Here is a 17,866-nt window from a genome sequence, read left to right on the forward strand (position 1 = left end):
GTGTTTATCCCCGCAAAACGGATTTGCCGATGATCAGTTGCTGGACTTCCGTCGCGCCTTCGTAGATGCGCAGCGAGCGGATGTCGCGGTAGAGGCTCTCAATCTTCGTGCCAACCTTCACGCCGAGGCCGCCGTGCATCTGCAGCGCCATGTCGATCACGCGGCTCGCGTTCTCGGTGGCGCACATCTTGGCCATGGCCGCTGCGGCGGACACGTCGCCCACCGCGGGTGCGCCGCGCCGTTCGGCGTCGTCGCGCATCCATGCGGCGCGGTAGGTGAGCAGTGCGGCGCTGTCGATCAGCGCGGCCATCTCGCCGAGCTTGGCCTGCGTGAGCTGGAAGTCGGCGAGCGTCTGGCCGAACATGCGCCGGCCCTTCGCATGCGCGATGGCTTCGGCGAGCGCGCGGCGACCCATGCCCAATGCCGCCGCTGCGACGGATGCACGGAAGATGTCGAGCGTGCGCATCGCGAGCTTGAAGCCGCCGTTGAGTTCGCCGAGTTGCGCCGTGCGCGGCACGATGCAGTCCTGAAAGCGCAGCGTGGCCAGCGGATGCGGCGCCATCACGTCGATGTGCTCGGAAGTGTCGAGGCCGGCTGCCGTTGCATCGACGATGAACGCCGTGATGCCGCGCGTGCCGCCCGCGGGATCGGTCTTGGCGAACAGGCAGTAGAAGTCGGCGATGCCGCCGTTGCTGATCCAGGTCTTCTCGCCGTTGAGGCGCCAGCCGTCGGGCGTGGCTTCGGCGCGCATGGCCATGGCCGCCACGTCGGAGCCCGCGTCGGGTTCGCTGAGGGCAAAGGCCGCGATCTTCTCGCCCCTGCCCACGGCCGTGAGGTACTGCGATTGCTGCCCGGGCGTGCCCGCGAGCGTGATCGCGCCGCTGCCCAACCCCTGCATCGCAAACGCGAAGTCGGCCAGCGGCGAGTGGTAGCCGAGCGTTTCGCGCAGCAGCACGAGCGCACGCGAATCGAGGCGCTCCAGCGCGCCGCCTGCGCTGCCGGGCACGGCATAGCGCAGCCAGCCGCCGTCGCCGAGGCGGCGCACCCAGTCGCGGCAGGCCGCGCGGTCGTCGCGCTCGTCGACCTCCTGCGCGGCGCACCAGGGCAGCAGCTCGCTCGCGAGCGCGCGATGCGCGTCGTCGAAGAACGGCAGCGCGAGGTGCGTTGTCGACGGTGGTGCGGGGATCTTGGTCATCATGACTTCAGTCTCCGCCGAACACGGGCTTGCGCTTGGCCGCAAACGCTTCGTAGGCGCGCCTGAAATCCTCGGTCTGCATGCAGATGGCCTGCGCCTGCGCTTCGGCCTCGATGGCCTGTTCGATGGTCATCGACCACTCCTGCGAGAGCATGGTCTTGGTCATGCCGTGCGCGAAGCTCGGGCCTTCAGCCAGTTCGCGCGCCACCTTGGTGGCCGCTTCGAGCAAGGCGTCGCTTTCATGCAGCGCATTGAAGAAGCCCCAGGCATGGCCTTCCTGGGCCGTCATCGCGCGGCCGGTGAACAGCAGCTCGGAAGCGCGGCCCTGGCCGATCACGCGCGGCAGCAAGGCGCAGGCGCCCATGTCGGCGCCGGCCAGGCCGACGCGCGTGAACAGGAAGGCGGTGCGCGTGGCGGGCGAGCCGTAGCGCAGGTCGCAGGCCAGCGCGATCATCGCGCCGGCACCGGCGCACACGCCGTCGATGGCGCCGACGATGGGTTGCGGGCAATGGCGGATGGCCTTCACCAGGTCGCCGGTCATGCGCGTGAACTCGAGCAGCTCCGGCATGCGCATGCCGGTGAGCGGGCCGATGATCTCGTGCACGTCGCCGCCCGAGCAGAAGTTGCCGCCGGCGCCGGTGACCACGATGGCCCTCACGTCGGTCGCATAAGCCAAGGCGCGGAACAGGTCGCGCAGCTCGGCGTACGAGTCGAAGGTGAGCGGGTTCTTGCGCTCGGGGCGATTCAGCGTGATGGTGCCGACGCCCGCTTCGTAGTGCCATGCGAAGTGCTTCGCCGCGTAAGGCGCCTTGGCCTCGAATTGCGCGTGCATGGGATTGCCCGCGCCGATGTAGTGCTTCATTCGGCCTCCGCCATCTGGCTGTGTGAGTGTTGCTTGACCTTGCCGAGCAGCTTGTGCAGCTGCGCGATCTCCTTGGCGCTGAGGGCCGCGAAGGCATCGACGATCCAGTCTTCGTGCTGCTGCGCCATCTCGTTGAAGAGCTTGCGCCCGCGCGCCGTGAGCCGCACGCGCCAGGCGCGGCGGTCGCCCTCGACGTTGATGCGTTCCACCAGCCCTTCGGTCACGAGCTGGTCGGTGATGCCGGTAACGTTGCCGCCCGTCACCATCATGCGGCGCGAGAGCTCGTTCATCTTCAGGCCGTCGGGCGAGCGCTCGAGCTGCGACATCAGGTCGAAGCGCGGCAGCGTGGTGGCGAACTGAGAGCGCAGTTCGTTGCGCACCTGCTTCTCGATCAGCTGGGTGCAGGTGAGCAGCCGCAGCCAGAGGCGCAGGGCCTCGGGGTGCTCGCTGTGGGCGCGTGCTTCGAGGTCCATGTCAGTGGCGCCCGGCCGCCCGAAGGCACTGACGCGCCCCCTCGGGGGGCAGCGATACGCGAAGCGATGAGCGTGGGGGTTTCATTTCAATGCGTCTCCTCGCTGTTTTGAGCCAACGCGGCGGCGGAGATCTGCTGCTGCTTGGCGATCTCGCGGTACATCTGGTCGCGTCCGCTCAGGTATTGCTTGGGCCAGTCGACGTCGCGGCTTTGCAGCTTGGCGGCCTCGTGCAAGGTCCACGCAGGGTCGGCAAGGTGCGGGCGCGCGATGGCGCAGAGGTCGGCGCGGCCGGCCGCGATGATGCTGTTGGCCTGGTCGGCGTCGGTGATGGCGCCCACCGCGATGGTCGAGATGCCGACCTCGTTGCGGATGCGGTCCGAGAACGGCGTCTGGTACATGCGGCCGTACACCGGCTTGGCGGCGCGCGTGGTCTGGCCGGAAGACACGTCGATGAAGTCCGCACCGGCTTCCTTGAAGAGGCGCGCCACCACCACGGCATCGGCATCGGTGTTGCCGCCGGGCGCCCAGTCGTGCGCCGAGATGCGCACGCTCATCGGCTTGTCTTGCGGCCACACGGCGCGCATGGCGCGGAACACCTCGAGCGGGTAGCGGCAGCGCGCTTCGATGCCGCCGCCGTATTCGTCGGTGCGCAGGTTGGTCAGCGGGCTGATGAAGGCCGACAGCAGGTAGCCGTGCGCGCAGTGCAGCTCGAGCCAGTCGAAGCCGCATTCGGCGGCGCGGCGCGTGGACGCCACGAACTGGTCGCGCATGAAGTCCATCTGTTCGCGCGTCATCGCGGCCGGCAGCTGGTTCTGTTCGCCGTAGGCCACCGCGCTGGCGGCCAGCAGCGGCCAGTTGCCGCTTGCTAGCGGCTCGTCGGTGCCCTCCCAGCCCACGCGCGTCGAACCCTTGGGGCCGCTGTGGCCGAGCTGCATGGCGATCTTGGCGCTCGACTGCGTGTGCACGAAATCGACGATGCGCTTGAACGCGGCCTGCTGCGCGTCGTTGTACAGGCCCGTGCAGCCGGGGGTGATGCGGCCTTCGGGCGTCGGGCTGGTCATCTCGACGAACACCATGGCGGCGCCGCCGAGTGCGCGCGCGCCCAGGTGCACCAGCAGGAAGTCCTGCGGCACGCCGTCGACCGCGCTGTAGGTGGCCATCGGCGACACCAGGATGCGGTTCTTGAGCCTGAGGCCGCGCACCTGCAGCGGCATCAGCATGGGCGCAATGGGCTTGCCGCCAGCGAGCCATTGCTCGTAGCCGCCGAGCCATTGCGTGTCGCGCACGCGCAGGTTCTCGTGGCTGATGCGCTGCGAGCGCGTGAGCAGCGAGTAGGCGAACTGCTCGATCTGCATGCCGGTGTAGCGCGGCACGTTCTCGAACCATTCGGTGGAGTTGCGTGCGGCGTTCTGGATCTTGAGCACCTCGACGCTGCGGCGCGCCTCGTAGCCCTCGAGCACGTGGTCGACGGTGCCGCCCTGCGCGAATTCGTTGGCCAGGTCGATTGCGTCCTCCAGCGCGAGCTTGGTGCCCGAGCCGATCGAGAAGTGCGCCGTGTGCGCCGCGTCGCCCATCAGCACCACGGGCACCGAGCGGCCCTGCACGTCGATGCGATGCGTCCAGCGCTCGCACACCACGCGCGGAAAACGGATCCAGTTGGCCGAGCCGCGCAGGTGCGTGGCATTGCTGATGAGCGAATGGCCGCCCAGGTACTTGGCGAACAGCTTCTCGCAGAAGGCGATGGCCTCGGGCTGCTCCATCCGGTCGAGGCCGTGGGCCTTCCACACGGCCTCGGGCGTCTCGACGATGAAGGTCGAGGTCTTGTCATCGAACTGGTAGGCATGGGCCTGGAACCAGCCGTGCTCGGTCTGTTCGAAGGCGAAGGTGAAGGCGTCGAAGGTCTGGTGCGTGCCCAGCCACACGAAGCGGCAGTTGCGCAGGTCGATGTCGGGCTTGAACACGTCGGCATAGCGCTGGCGGATGCGGCTGTTGAGGCCGTCGCTTGCAATCACCAGGTCGGCTTTGTACTGGGCGGCGATCGCCTGGTCGTCGGTGGCGTCGGTCTCGAAGACCAGCTTCACGCCGAGCGCGAGGCAGCGCTCCTGCAGGATGTTCAGCAGACGCTTGCGGCCGATGCCGCAGAAGCCGTGGCCGCCCGAGCGCACCTGCCGGCCCTTGAAGAAAACCTGGATGTCGTCCCAGTGGTGGAACTCGCTGCCGATCAGCGCCGCGGTCTCGGCATCGGCCGCGCGCAGGTTGGCGAGCGTCTGGTCGCTGAGCACCACGCCCCAGCCGAAGGTGTCGAAGGGGCGGTTGCGCTCCACCACGGTGATCTCGAGCGCGGGGTTGCGCGCCTTCATCAGCAGCGCGAAGTACAGGCCCGCGGGGCCGCCGCCGATGCACAGGATGCGTTGAAGGTCCATGGCGGGTGCGGCAGAGGTGCCGGCGGTTAGGCTGTTCATGGTTGAATAGTTTAAGCATAAACAATCTGGTGTCAACGGGGCCTTCCCCGGCGGGGTACCCGGGGCGCCGTGGGTGTCATGCAAAAAATCGAAAAAATCAATACCATCGCTTCACCATGCAAAGCTTGATACCCAAGATCGAGTCGCAGCTTGCGTCGCTGCCCGTGCCCATCGCGCTGGAACTGCCCGATGGTCGAAGAGTTGCCAAGCCGGGGTCGCGCGTCACCCTGGCGTTCAGCGAGTGGTCGGCGCTGGCCAAGCTGGCGGCGCATCAGGTGGGGGCCATCGGAGAGGCCTATGTGGAGGGCCGGGTGCAGATCGAAGGCGCAATGCGCGACCTGATCGACGCCACGGTCGGCATGCTGCCCGGCAACCCCGCGGAGACCAACACCACCTGGTGGACCCGGCTGCTGCGGCTGGCCAAGTCCCACAACTCGCATTCGCTGCACAAGGATGCCGAGCAGATCCAGTTCCATTACGACGTCTCCGACGACTTCTACGCGCTGTGGCTCGATCCGCGCCGGGTGTATTCGTGCGCCTATTTCCGCACGCCGGGGCTGACGCTGGCGCAAGCCCAGGAGGCCAAGCTGGACCACATCTGCCGCAAGCTCATGCTGCAGCCCGGCGAGCGTTTTCTCGACATCGGCTCCGGCTGGGGCGGGCTGCTGCTGTGGGCGGCGGAGCACTATGGCGTCGACGCCACCGGCATCACGCTGTCGAAGAACCAGCATGCGCACGTGCAGCGCCTGATCGAGGAAAAGGGCCTGCAGGGCCGCGTGCGGGTGGAGTTGCGCGACTACCGCGAGCTTTCGGCCGATGCGCCCTTCGACAAGATCTCGTCGGTCGGCATGTTCGAGCATGTGGGCGCGGCCAACATGCCCACCTATTTCCGCAAGATCCATTCGCTGCTCAAGCCCGGCGGGCTGGTGCTGAACCACGGCATCACCTCGGGCCAGCTCGACTACCGCCAGCTGGGCGCGGGCATGGGCGACTTCATCGAGAAGTACATCTTCCCGGGCGGCGAGCTGCTGCATGTGACGCACGTGCTGCGCGAGACGGCGGCCGCGGGTCTGGAGATGGTCGATACCGAAAGCCTGCGCCCGCACTATGCGCGCACGCTGTGGGCCTGGTCCGACGCGCTGGAGTCGCAGCTCGACACGGCGCGCGAAGTGCTCGCGCGCGCGGGCGGGCGGCAGGGCGAGAATGCCGAGCGCATCCTGCGCGCCTACCGCCTCTACCTGGCGGGCTCGGCCATGAGCTTCGAGCAGGGCTGGATCTCACTGCACCAGATGCTTTCGACCAAGCCCGACGGGCGGGTCGAGCACGGTGTTCTGCGCGGCGCGCAATCGGTGTACCCTTTTGCCCGTGACTACATCTACAAGTGAGTGAGAACAACCATGCTGTACCGATTCCAGTCCCGGGCCTCCCCTGACTTCGTGATGCTGGAGGTGCATGCACGCCAGCTGTTCGACATCGTCGGCAAGGCGCCTGCGCCGCAGGGCATCATCACCCTCGAGCAGATCCCGGGCGCCATTGCGGCGCTCGAATCCGCGCTGGCGCGCGAGGCCAGCAATCCGCACAACCATGACGACTACGCCGTCGAAGGCCACGCCAACGAGGCCGAAAAGCAGCACGTGGGCCTGCACCAGCGCGCAGCCCCGCTGCTGCACATGCTCAGGGACTCCCTGGCCGATAAAAAAGACGTGACCTGGAAGACCTGAGCGCCTGTCGCGAAGCCTGGGGGTTAGTCCACCTTCGCGCCGGAGTCCTTCACCACCTTCGCCCACTTCACGTGCTCGCTGGCAATCAGCTTTGCGAAGTCGGCCGGCGAATTGCCGCTCGGGATGGCGCCCTGCGCCAGCATCTTTTCCTTGATGGCGGGCGTGCCCAGCGACTTGGCCACTTCCTGCTGGATCCGGTTCACGATCTCGGGCGAGGTGCCGGCCGGCGCCAGCAGGCCGAACCATGAGCTCGCCTCGAAGCCCTTGAGCGTCGGGCCGCCCGCTTCCTCGACCGTCGGGACGTCGGGCAGCGCCGGCGAGCGCCTGGCACTGGTCACGGCCAGGGCCGTGAGCTTGCCGCCCTTGATTTGCGCCATCGACGAAGGCAGGTTGTCGAACATCACGTCGGCGTTGCCGCCCACCATGTCCAGCAGCGCCGGGCCCGAGCCCTTGTACGGGATGTGGGCCATGAAGGTGCCGGTCATGCTCTTGAAGAGCTCGCCTGCCAGGTGGATCGAGGTGCCGCTGCCGCTGGAGGCCATGTTGAGCTTGCCCGGGTTGGCCTTGGCGTACTTGATGAAGTCCTGCACGTTGTGGATGTTCAGCGCCTTGGCCTTGTCGGCGTTCATCTCCATGACGTTCGGCACGGCCGCCACCAGCGTGATCGGCGCGAAGTCCTTGATCGGGTCGAACGGCAGCTTGGGATAGAGCGCGCGGTTGATGCCGTGCGTGCCGACCGTGCCCATCAGGAGCGTATAGCCGTCGTTCGGCGCGCGCGCCACGATCTCGGCGCCCACGTTGCCGCCCGCGCCCGCGCGGTTGTCGACGATGAACTGCTGGCCGAAGGCCTTCGACAGTTCGGGCGCGACGGCGCGCGCCAGGATGTCGGTGGTGCCGCCGGCCGCGAAGGGCACGACGATGCGCACCGGCTTGTTCGGCCAGGTGTTCTGGGCCCAGGAAGGGGCAGCCGCGAGGGCGATGGCGCAGGCGGAAGCGGCCAGTGCGGCGCGGCGGTTCGTCTTGAAGTTTGAAGAAGAGGTCATGCGGGCGTTTGTACAGGGGAACCGCCGCGCGCGTGGCGGGTAAAAACCCCGTGGGTACGCCGGCTATGCCACCTGCATCCGCTGTGCAAACCGCTCGCTGCGAAAACGCTCCAGCACGAAGTCGATGAACACGCGCGTCTTCGCGGGCAGCAGCTTCTTGCTCGGGTAGTAGAGCCAGACCGCGCCCGCGTCGAAGTGCCACTCGGGCAGCAGGCGCACCAGCTCGCCGCTGCGCAGCCCGCGTTCGACGAAGGGCATCGGCAGCATCGCCACGCCCAGGCCCATCAGCGCGGCGTGCGCAATCGCTTCGGGGTCGTTGAAGATCGCGCGCGGCCGGGGCAGCTCCACCGTGGCCTGGTCGCCGCTCGCATGCTGCAGCGTCCAGCTGCGAAGCCGGCCGGTGGGCGAGGAGCGCCGCAGCAGGGCGTCGAGCTGCGCCAGTTCCGCGGGCTGTGCCGGCAGCGTGCGCCCTGCCAGGTAGCCCGGTGCGGCCACCGCCACCACATGGATGCGCGCCAGTTCGCGTGCCACCACGCCGGGCGACAGCTCGATGCCGCCGCCGATGGCCGCGTCGAAGCCTTCGCCCACCAGGTCCACCTGCTGGTTGTCGAAGTGCCAGTCGGGCAGGATGGACGGGTATCGCGCGAGGAAGTCGCCCATCATCGGCAGCACATGCTCGCGGCCGAAGGCCTGGCCCATGCTCACCTTGAGCGTGCCGGCGGGCTGGCCGTCGTCCTGCGACAGGCCGGCCACGGCGTCCTGCAGCGTGGCCAGCGCCCCGCCGATCTGGCCCAGGAAACGCTCGCCGCCCTCCGTCAGCGTGAGGCGGCGGGTGCTGCGCTGGAACAGCCGCACGCCCAGCCGGGCTTCGAGCCGCGCGACGTTCTTGCTGACCGCGGCCGGCGTGAGCCCGAGCCGGCGGGCAGCGGCCGAGAAGCTGCCGCTTTCGGCGCTCTGCACGAAGGACTGGAGGTGATTGAGCGGTTCCATGGGCCTATTTTCAACCAATGGTTGAATCTGATTGGAACGATTGATGGCTACCGGAACGGTAATGGAATCCCGACACTGAAGGTCTTCCACCTCACAACCGCTAGGAAACCATCACCATGGCACTCAGCAAATCCACTTCCCCCGTGCTCACGGGCAAGGTCGCTTTCGTCACCGGCGGTTCGCGCGGCATCGGCGCCGCGATCGTGCGCCGCCTGGCCGAGGACGGCGCCGCCGTCGCCTTCAGCTATGCCAGCTCCGGCGCGCCGGCCGACGAACTCGTGCGCAGCATCGAGGCCGAAGGCGGCCGTGCGCTGGCGCTGAAGATCGACAGCGCCGATGCCGTCGCGCTCACCGCCGGCATCGACGAAGCCGCGCGCAAGCTCGGCCGCATCGACGTGCTGGTCAACAACGCCGGCGTTTTCCTGCCCGGCACCCTCGATGATTTCTCGCTCGAGGATTTCGACCGCACGCTGGACATCAACGTGCGCGCAGTCTTCGTGGCGGCCAAGGCCGCCGTGCGCCACATGGGCGAGGGCGGGCGCATCATCAACATCGGCAGCACCAACGCCGAGCGCATGCCCTGGCCCGGCGGCAGCGCCTATGCCATGAGCAAGTCGGCGCTCAAGGGACTGGTGCAGGGCCTCGCGCGCGACCTCGGCCCGCGCGGCATCACGGTCAACAACGTGCAGCCCGGCCCGGTCAACACCGACATGAACCCGGTCGACGGCCCGAACGCCGCCGCGATGCACGGCCTGATGGCGCTGGCCCGCCACGCGCGCCCCGAGGAAATCGCCGGCATGGTGGCGTACCTCGCGAGTCCCGAAGCCGCGTTCGTTACCGGCGCCAGCCTCAACATCGACGGCGGATTCGCGGCCTGAAGGCTATCCGGCGCGCTGGACGGCGGCAATGAGCTTGTCCAGGGTGGCATCGAGGCGGGCGAGCTCGTTGGCCGCGATGCCCTCGAACAGCGCGGCCTCGCGCTGCCGGCCCAGCACGCCGACGGTTTCGTGCAGCGCCTTGCCGGCCGCCGTCAGGTAGAGCCGGCTGCGGCGCCGGTCGGTGGGGTCGCCCACGGGCTGCACGCGCTTGTGGCGCTTCAGGCCGGCCAGGGCGCGGCTCACCGCCATCTTGTCGAGGCCGGTGAGATCGGCGATCTGCGTGGCATTGAGCCCCGGCTGCGCGCCGAGCACCGCCATGGCCCGCCATTCGTTGAGCGTGAGGTGGTGTTCGCGGCCCACCTTCTCGTGAAAGGGCCGCGCCGTGAGATTGACCACCCGCACCAGCTTGAAGAAGAGCGGGTCCATGGCGCGGCTGGTTCAGCCCAGCAGTTTTCTCGCGGCGGCCGCGATGGCCTCGGCGCCGACGCGCGATTGCGCCTCCAGCACCGGCGCATAGCCGACCGGGATGCGCGGCGCGCCAAGCCGCGCCACGCGGCAGCCCGTGGCCTCGGCGGCGCTGGCGGCAATCTCGGCGCCGAAGCCCGCCGCCTGCACCGCCTCGTGCGCCACCAGCAGCCGCCCGGTGCGCGCACACGACGCGAGCACCGTCTCGCGGTCCCAGGGCCAGAGCGTGCGCAGGTCGATCAGGTCGACCGCGATGCCTTCGGCCGCCAGCGCATCGCAGGCCGCCGCGCAGGCCTGCATCTGCCGGCTCCAGCTCACGAGCGTGAGCGCATTGCCTTCGCGCACGCGCCGCGCCTTGCCGAGCGGCACGGCGATGTCTTCGTCGACCTCGCCGCGCAGGCCCCACAGCGTCTTGTGCTCGATGTAGACCACGGGGTCGCCGCACGCGAGCGCGGCGCGCAACAGGCCGTAGTTGTCCTGCGGCGTCGACGGGCTCACCACCACCACGCCCGGCAGGTGCGCGAACCAGGCCTCCAGCGACTGCGAATGCTGCGCGGCCGAGGCGTCCCAGATGCCGCCGGGCATGCGTGCCACCAGCGGCACGCGGCCCTGGCCGCCGAACATGAAGCGGTTCTTGGCGGCCTGGTTGACCAGTTCGTCCATGCCGCAGAGCGCGAAGTCGACTACCCGCATCTCGACCACGGGCCGGAGGCCCGCGAGCGCCATGCCCACGCCGGCGCCCATGATCGCGGCCTCGCTGATCGGCGTGTCGATCACGCGCTCGGCGCCGAAGGCCTGCTGCAGGCCCTTGTACTGGCCGAAGATGCCGCCGCGGCCCACGTCCTCGCCGAGCACGACCACGCGCGCATCGGCTTCCATTTCGCGCTGGATTGCGAGCACGGCGGCTTCGGAATAACTCAGCGTGGTTGTCACAGCCATTGGCCTGCTCCCGTGGTCTGCACGTCGGTGAAGGCAGCGCCGGGCTCGGGCCAGGGCGCGGCGTCGGCCACGGCGAGGGCGGTGTCCACCTCGTCGCGCGCGGCATTCTCGATGGCATCCAGCGTCGCGGCGGCCACGCCCATGTCCAGAAGGTGCCCGCGTGCCCGCGCGATCGGATCGGTTTCGAGCGCGGCTGCCAGTTCGGCCGGATCGCGGTAGGCCGCGAGGTCGACCGACACATGCCCCTTCACACGGTAGGTCAGCGCATGCAAAAGCCGCGGTCCGGCGCCACCGCGCACTTCGGCGACCAGCCGCGCGGCGGTTTCGTGCACCGCGAACACGTCGTTGCCGTCGACCTGCGTGGCCGCGATGTCCATCGAGGCGGCGCGCGCCGATGCGCCTTCGCCCGCCGTCATCGGGCCGCTCGCGGTGGTGGCGCTCCAGCGGTTGTCCTCGCAGACGAAGAGCACCGGCAGGCCGTACACGCGCGCCCAGTTCAGCGCCTCGAGGAAAGGCCCGCGGTTGATGGCGCCGTCGCCGAAGAAGCAGACCGTGATGTCGCCATTTTTTCCGAGCAGCTTCTGCGCATGCGCCGCGCCGACCGCAATCGGCAGGCCCGCAGCCACCACACCGTTCGCGCCCAGCATGCCGACCGAGAAGTCCGCGATGTGCATCGAGCCGCCCTTGCCGCCGTTGAAGCCGGTGGCCTTGCCGAACAGCTCGCACATCATGCGGGCGAGGTCGGCGCCCTTGGCCAGCGTGTGGCCGTGGCCGCGGTGCGTGGAGGTGAGGTAGTCGCTCGTGCGCAGATGCGCGCAGACGCCCGCGGGCACCGCCTCCTGCCCGGTCGAAAGGTGCAGCGGCCCGCGCACCTTGGCGGCACCGGCGGCCTGCTGGCCATAGGCGCTCACGCCGCCCTGGCTCGCGGCTTCGGCGGCGTTTTCGAAGGCGCGGATGCGCACCATGGCGCGGTACAGCGCCGTGCCTGAATTGCTCGGGTCCATCTTGTCTCCAGCGCCCTTGACGGGGGCGTTCCGGCAAAAATCGTATCAAGCGTGACGACATGGCCTCACAGGGCTTACCCCCTGCCGTGTTCCCGCAGTGGAAGTCTGAGAATGATTCTCAAATGCATCGGTAGAATGGCGCCCCCGTCCGCACGATTCCTTTGCGGCCGCTGCCCGCGTCGATCGAAGCAGCGCCGGCCCCTGCCTTTCCCATGCACAAGTTTTTTCTGGCCACGCCTCTCGCGCTCGCGGGGGCCTTTTCCCATGCCCAAATCACCGAGCCGGCCGCCGAGGCGCGCGGGCAGCTCGGCACCGTCACGGTGGAATCCAGTGCGACCACCGGCTTCGTCGCCAACACGGTGGAGGCCGGCACCTTCCGCGGCGCCGGCATCATGGACGTGCCCGCCACGGTCAACACCGTCACGCGCGAGGTGCTGGAGCTGCAGGGCGCGGCCAGCATCTACGAGGCGCTGCGCAACACGGCCGGCGTGACGCGCCAGCAGAACGGCGGCGACACCTTCGACCAGCTCGTGATCCGCGGCATCGCGGTGGAGAACCGGACGAACTACCGGCTCAACGGCTCGCTCGCGATTCCCAACGTCTCCGAGATTCCCATGGAGAACAAGGAGCGCGTCGAGGTGCTGAAGGGCGCCTCGGCGCTCTACTACGGCTTCACCACGCCGGCGGGCATCGTCAACCTCGTGACCAAGCGCGCCGGCAGCACGCCCGTGAGCACCGTGGGCCTCACGCTCGACGACCGCGGCTCGGCACAGGCACTGGCCGACCTCGGGCGCCAGTTCGGCGACCAGAACCAGTACGGGCTGCGCATCAACGCCGCCGGCGGGCGCATCGGCTCGAACATCGACGGCGTGGACGGCAACCGCAGGTTCGTGTCGGCCGCGTTCGACTGGCGCATCAACAGCCGGCTCACGCTCAAGGCCGACGTCGAGAACTACCGCAAGCGCATCACCGAGCAGGCCGGCATCACCCGGCTGGCGGCCGTCAACGGCGTGATTGCCCTGCCCGCCGTGCCCAACCCCGACAAGCTGCTCGGGCCGCCGTGGGCCGTGTTTGATGCCGAAGTCACCAACACGCAATTGCGCGCCGACTATTCGCTCGGCGACAACTGGGCGCTGACCGTGGAAGCCGGCCACTCCGAAGCCGAGCGCGACCGCCGGCTTGCAAGCTTCAGCAACTACAACGTGCTGACAGGCGCCGGCCGCATCACCGGCAACGACCAGAGCCTCAAGCAGACCTCGGACCTGCTGCGCACCGAGCTGTTCGGCACCTTCTCGACCGGCAGCGTGCAGCACGAACTCACGCTCGGCGCCGCGCGCAGCAAGAAGACGCAGGACCCGATCTTCCAGCGCAACTACGGCGGCGCCAGCACCGTGCAGAACCTGTACAACCCGGTGCCCATCGGCTATTTGCCGCTGACGGCGCGGCCGGCCCGGCCCACCACCGGCGCCCAGGAAAGCGAGGAGCTCGGGCTCTATGCGCTCGACCGCATCAGCTTCTCGCCGCAGTGGCAGCTGGTGGCCGGCCTGCGCCGCACCCACTACGAGAGCACGCAGGGCGCGAGCGCCACGATCCCGCCGATCGCCTACGACGTGCGCAAGACCACGCCGCTCGCGGCGCTGAGCTACAAGTTCACGTCCGCGCTGGTGGGCTACGTCTCCTATGCGGAGGGCGTGGAGGAAGGCGAGATCGCGCCCGCCGGCACCGCCAACCAGAATGCCCACATGCCGCCCGGCGTGAGCAAGCAGAAGGAAATCGGCCTGCGCTGGCTCAGCGACGGCGGCATGCTGCTGTCGGGTGCGCTGTTCGACATCGAACGCCCCGGCGCCTACACCAACAGCGCCAACACCTTCGTGGCCGACGGCCGCCAGCGCTACCGCGGCCTCGAAGTCTCGGCGCAGGGCCGCCTGACGCGCGCGCTCGCCTGGCAGCTGTCGGCCCAGTCGCTGGATGCCGAGTTCCGCGGCATCAACGCGCAATACAACGGGAAGATGCCCGAGAACACCGCCAAACAAACGGCCAGCGCCTTCCTCTCGTACGACATTGCCGCAGTGCCGGGCCTGTCGGTCAACGCGGGCGCCTACTACACGGGGCGCCGGCCGGTGGATGACCTGAACCAGGCCTTCATCGGCGGCAACACCATTTTCGGGCTGGGCGCGCGCTACGTGACGCAGCTGTTCGGCAAGCGCACGCTGTGGCAGGTCAACGTCGACAACGTGGCCGACAAGCGCTACTGGGCGGCGGCCGGCACGCGGCTGGCCGTGGGCGCGCCGCGCAGCATCAAGGCGACGCTCAAGGTCGACCTTTGAACGAATCCGCAACAAGACGGCAGCGGCCCTCCACATCCTTCGGCGTTTTTTCCATGGCTCTCCTGAGACGGATCTGGTTCCAGATCCACTGGTTCATCGGCATCACCGCCGGCAGCGTGCTCGTCGTGATCGGGCTGAGCGGCGCGGTGCTTTCCTTTCGCGCGGAGATCGTCGACGCGCTCAATCCCGAATTGCGCCACATTCCCAACCTGGCTGGTGCGCCAGCGCTGCGGCCCGCGGCGCTCGCGGCGCAGGTGCAGGCGGCCGAGCCGGCACTGCGCATCGCGGCGCTCACGGTGTTTGCCGAAGCCGGGCGGCCGGCGCGCATCAACTTCGCGCCGCCCGAAGGCCAGCGCCAGGGCGAGGTCCGGCTGGTGGATCCCTGGACCGGCGCGCTGCTGCCCGTGCCCAAGGGCGAGGCCTTCTTCGAGTTCGCCGAGCACCTGCATCGCTGGCTGCTGCTGCCGCGCGATGCGGGCAAGCCCGTCACCGGCACGCTGGCCGCGGGGCTGCTGGTGCTTGCGCTGTCGGGCCTCTACCTGCGCTGGCCGCGCCGGCCGCTCGCGTGGCGGGCCTGGCTGAAGCTGGACTTCGCGCTGACCGGCCGCGCCTTTCTCTGGAACCTGCATGCGGTGGCCGGCACCCTCGCGCTGCTGGTGTACCTGGTCTCGAGCCTCACGGGCATCTACTGGGGCTTCGACGCCGTGCGCGCGATGGTCGACAACGCCGCCGGCGAAGGGCGCGTGGTCCGTGCGCAGGGCATGCAGGCCGGCAGCGCGCCCGCCAAGGCGCAGGCGGCGCCCGACCTGCAGCGCGTGTGGCAATCCTTCCTCGACGAAACCGGCGGCGACTGGAGCCTGGCCACGCTGCGCCTGCCGGCGCGCAATGCATCGCAGCTCGAAGTGACCTACCTGCGCGCCCACCCCGAACACGAACGCGCACGCAACCGCCTCTACCTTGACGCCGCCACCGGCGAGCCCACCCGGCACCAGCGCTATGCCGACAAGCCGCTGGCCGGCCGGCTGGTCAACAGCATCTATCCGATGCACATGGGCACCTACTGGGGATTGCCGGGCCGCATCGTGATGCTGCTCAGCAGCCTGGGCCTGGCGCTGTTCGCGATCACGGGGTGGATGCTCTACCTCGGACGCCGGCGCACCAAGCGGGCCGTACGCGAGGAGCGCACGCGGCTCGGTCCTGCGCTGCGGTCCGACGGGCCCGGCGCCGAGCCCGTGCTGCTCACCTTTGCGAGCCAGACCGGCCAGGCGGAGCGCATCGCGCTGCAGACGGCCGCGGTGCTGCAATCGGCCGGCGTCGCGGTGGTGCTGCAGCCGCTGGTGCGCCTGAGCGTGGATGCGCTGCGGCGCTACCGCAAGGTGCTGCTGGTGGCCAGCACCTTCGGCGACGGCGATCCGCCGGACAGCCTGCGCGCGTTTGCGCGCCAGTTCGCGCTGCAGACCGGCTCCGGCCTGCAGCATGTGCACTACGGCCTGCTCGCGCTGGGGGACCGGCACTACGCCAACTTCTGCGGCTTCGGCCGGTCGCTCGACCACGACCTGCGCGGCCACGGCGCGCAGGCGCTGTTCCCGATGATCGAAGTGCACAACGGCGATGCCGGTGCGCTGGCCCGCTGGCAGCACGCGCTGGCCGAAGCCTTCGGCGTGCTGCAGCCCGCCGAATGGAGGGCGCACGAAGCGAAGGCGGTGCCCTTCGCGCCCTGGCGCCTCGTGCGGCGCACCCTGCTCAATGCCGGCAGCCAGGGCGATCCGCTCTTCGAGATCGAGCTCGCGCATGCCGGCGCAGCCGCCTGGGCGCCGGGCGCGCTTGTCGAACTGCTGCCGCGCCAGCCCGGCCACGCCGTCGGGCAATTCCTGCGCCGCACCGGCCTCGACGGACGAGCGCGCGTGCACTGCGATGGCCGCGAGCGCACGCTCGAAGACGCGCTGTCTCGCAGCATGCTTCCCGCCGCACCGGCGGCCAGCGCGCAGGCATTGGCCGACATGCTGGTGCCGCTGGCGCCGCGGCGCTATTCGGTGGCCTCGACCACGGCCGATGGCTGCGTGCAGCTGCTGGTGCGCCAGGTCCGCCACGCGGACGGCATGGGCGTGGCCTCGGGCTGGCTGACCGAGGGGGCGCCGCTGGATGCACAGGTCGAGCTTCGCCTGCTGCCCAATCCCGCTTTCGCGCTCGTCGACGATGAGGCGCCCTGCGTCTTCATCGGCAATGGCTCCGGCTTTGCCGGCCTGCGCGCGCATCTTCGCGAGCGCGTGCGGAGGGGCCACGGCCGCAACTGGCTGGTGTTCGGCGAGCGGAATGCGGCGCACGACGCCTTCTGCGCCGAGGAAATAGCGCAGTGGCAGGCGGCCGCGGCGCTCGAGCGCGTCGACCTGGTGTTCTCGCGCGACCAGGCCGAGCGCCGGTATGTGCAGCACCGGCTGCGCGAGGCGGCCGGCCTGCTGCGCCAATGGGTGGCCGAGGGTGCGGTGGTCTACGTCTGCGGCAGCCTCGAAGGCATGGCGCCGGGCGTCGACCTCGCGTTGCGCGAGGTGCTGGGTTCGGCGGCCTACGAAGACCTGGTGGCAGAGGGCCGCTACCGGCGCGATGTCTACTGAGCGGCTTCCCGCAGGCACTGCGCAAACTGCGCGGCGGCAGGCGGGCTGGCGCGCGGCTTGCGCTGCAGGAGGCCCACCTCGCGGTGGAACGTGAATTCGCCGAGCGGGAGCATGCGAACGCCCGCGGGCAGCGGAAGGTGCGCCTCGACCAGCGGAACGAGCGCAACTCCCAGCCCCTTGGACGTCATGTGGATGAGCCCGGCGATCTCGTCCAGTTCGATCGAATCGTTGACTGCGATGCCTTCGCGCCGGAGGAATCTTTCCACCATGCGGCCACCGAACGACGCGCGGTCGTAGCGCAGGAAGGGCTGCTCCTGGAGCAGCGCGCGCCAGTCCTTGCCCGGCAGTTTCCTGGGCGCGATGAGCACGTACGGCTCCTGCACCAGCGGCTGCCACGCCAGTTCCGGAAGAAGGCCGAACGGCGGCCGGATGATCACCGCCGCATCGATCGTGCCCGCGTCGAGCTCGTCCATCAGCCGCATCGACACGCCGGGCGACACATGGACGCGCAGCAGCGGCTGCTGCTTGCGCAGCCTTGCAAGCGCCCGCGCGACGAGCGTCGACTGCGCCGAGGCAATGGCGCCGATGCGCAGCAGCCCGCCGCTCGCGGCGTCATCGGGAAGCTCGCCGAGCCTGGCGTAGAGCGCGCAGATCTCCTCCGCGCGCGCCAGCGTCGTCTGGCCGGCCGCATTCAAGGTGGCGGAGCGCCCGGTCCGTTCGAACAGCGCGAACCCCAGGGCTTCCTCGAGCCGCTTGACCTGGCTGCTGACCGCCGACTGCGTCAGGCCGATCCGCTCTCCCGCGGCGGCAAAGGTGCCGTGGCGGCAGACGGCGATGAAGGTTCTGAGCTCGTTGATCATGAACCGAGCATCTCAAGAATCGATGCATGGTTCAA

At 69.3% G+C, this 17,866-nt stretch carries 15 protein-coding genes; 5 read left to right on the forward strand and 10 right to left on the reverse strand.

From position 1 onward, the window contains the following. Positions 1-4 precede the first annotated feature (4 nt). From IB278_RS22140 to IB278_RS22155, 4 genes are all read right to left on the reverse strand, one after another. Entirely contained in the window at positions 5-1,198 is a 1,194-nt protein-coding gene (locus tag IB278_RS22140; protein WP_192325435.1) for an acyl-CoA dehydrogenase family protein, read from the reverse strand. 4 nt (positions 1,199-1,202) lie between these two features. After that, positions 1,203-2,057, reverse strand: a complete 855-nt coding sequence (locus IB278_RS22145; protein WP_192325436.1) for an enoyl-CoA hydratase family protein — start codon at positions 2,055-2,057, stop codon at positions 1,203-1,205. Then, positions 2,054-2,530 (reverse strand): MarR family winged helix-turn-helix transcriptional regulator, encoded by a 477-nt coding sequence (locus IB278_RS22150; RefSeq protein ID WP_015867787.1) that lies wholly within the window; start codon positions 2,528-2,530, stop codon positions 2,054-2,056. Before IB278_RS22150 ends, IB278_RS22145 begins: the two co-directional genes overlap by 4 nt. A gap of 86 nt (positions 2,531-2,616) precedes the next feature. Then, entirely contained in the window at positions 2,617-4,953 is a 2,337-nt protein-coding gene (locus IB278_RS22155) for a bifunctional salicylyl-CoA 5-hydroxylase/oxidoreductase (RefSeq protein ID WP_412556332.1), read from the reverse strand. Between the two features lie 155 nt (positions 4,954-5,108). Here IB278_RS22155 and IB278_RS22160 point away from each other — a divergent pair, with 155 nt between their 5' ends. Next, complete coding sequence (locus IB278_RS22160; RefSeq protein WP_192325440.1) at positions 5,109-6,377, forward strand: SAM-dependent methyltransferase; 1,269 nt, start codon at positions 5,109-5,111, stop codon at positions 6,375-6,377. Positions 6,378-6,389: 12 nt separating this feature from the next. After that, positions 6,390-6,713: a DUF1840 domain-containing protein gene (locus IB278_RS22165; RefSeq protein ID WP_145739360.1), complete on the forward strand. Its 324-nt coding sequence runs from the start codon at positions 6,390-6,392 to the stop codon at positions 6,711-6,713. A 23-nt stretch (positions 6,714-6,736) separates the two neighbouring features. Here the strand turns inward: IB278_RS22165 and IB278_RS22170 are convergent, their stop codons facing one another. Continuing rightward, complete coding sequence (locus IB278_RS22170) at positions 6,737-7,756, reverse strand: Bug family tripartite tricarboxylate transporter substrate binding protein (RefSeq protein WP_145739362.1); 1,020 nt, start codon at positions 7,754-7,756, stop codon at positions 6,737-6,739. Positions 7,757-7,819: 63 nt separating this feature from the next. Beyond that, a complete protein-coding gene (locus IB278_RS22175) occupies positions 7,820-8,746 on the reverse strand; it encodes a LysR family transcriptional regulator (protein ID WP_145739364.1) in 927 nt (308 codons plus the stop codon). A 116-nt stretch (positions 8,747-8,862) separates the two neighbouring features. Between IB278_RS22175 and IB278_RS22180 the strand changes: the two genes are divergently transcribed. Further along, a complete protein-coding gene (locus IB278_RS22180; RefSeq protein ID WP_192325442.1) occupies positions 8,863-9,624 on the forward strand; it encodes an SDR family oxidoreductase in 762 nt (253 codons plus the stop codon). 3 nt (positions 9,625-9,627) lie between these two features. Here the strand turns inward: IB278_RS22180 and IB278_RS22185 are convergent, their stop codons facing one another. From IB278_RS22185 to IB278_RS22195, 3 genes are read right to left on the reverse strand one after another with little or no spacing between them, the layout of a single operon-like run. Next, entirely contained in the window at positions 9,628-10,050 is a 423-nt protein-coding gene (locus tag IB278_RS22185) for a MarR family winged helix-turn-helix transcriptional regulator (protein WP_145739368.1), read from the reverse strand. Positions 10,051-10,062: 12 nt separating this feature from the next. After that, a complete protein-coding gene (locus IB278_RS22190; protein WP_145739370.1) occupies positions 10,063-11,028 on the reverse strand; it encodes an alpha-ketoacid dehydrogenase subunit beta in 966 nt (321 codons plus the stop codon). Next, on the reverse strand, positions 11,019-12,032 hold the full coding sequence (locus IB278_RS22195; protein ID WP_145739372.1) for a thiamine pyrophosphate-dependent dehydrogenase E1 component subunit alpha: 1,014 nt from the start codon (positions 12,030-12,032) through the stop codon (positions 11,019-11,021). The genes IB278_RS22190 and IB278_RS22195 overlap by 10 nt, the downstream gene beginning before the upstream one ends. A gap of 212 nt (positions 12,033-12,244) precedes the next feature. Here IB278_RS22195 and IB278_RS22200 point away from each other — a divergent pair, with 212 nt between their 5' ends. Then, entirely contained in the window at positions 12,245-14,359 is a 2,115-nt protein-coding gene (locus tag IB278_RS22200; protein WP_192325444.1) for a TonB-dependent siderophore receptor, read from the forward strand. Positions 14,360-14,412: 53 nt separating this feature from the next. Next, positions 14,413-16,971: a PepSY domain-containing protein gene (locus tag IB278_RS22205; RefSeq protein WP_192325446.1), complete on the forward strand. Its 2,559-nt coding sequence runs from the start codon at positions 14,413-14,415 to the stop codon at positions 16,969-16,971. Here IB278_RS22205 and IB278_RS22210 read toward each other — a convergent pair. Then, complete coding sequence (locus IB278_RS22210) at positions 16,965-17,831, reverse strand: LysR family transcriptional regulator (protein WP_145739378.1); 867 nt, start codon at positions 17,829-17,831, stop codon at positions 16,965-16,967. The two genes, IB278_RS22205 and IB278_RS22210, sit on opposite strands and share 7 nt — an antisense overlap. Positions 17,832-17,866 lie beyond the last annotated feature (35 nt).

The organism is Variovorax sp. VRV01 (assembly GCF_014852545.1).
Lineage (GTDB): Bacteria > Pseudomonadota > Gammaproteobacteria > Burkholderiales > Burkholderiaceae_C > Variovorax > Variovorax beijingensis_A.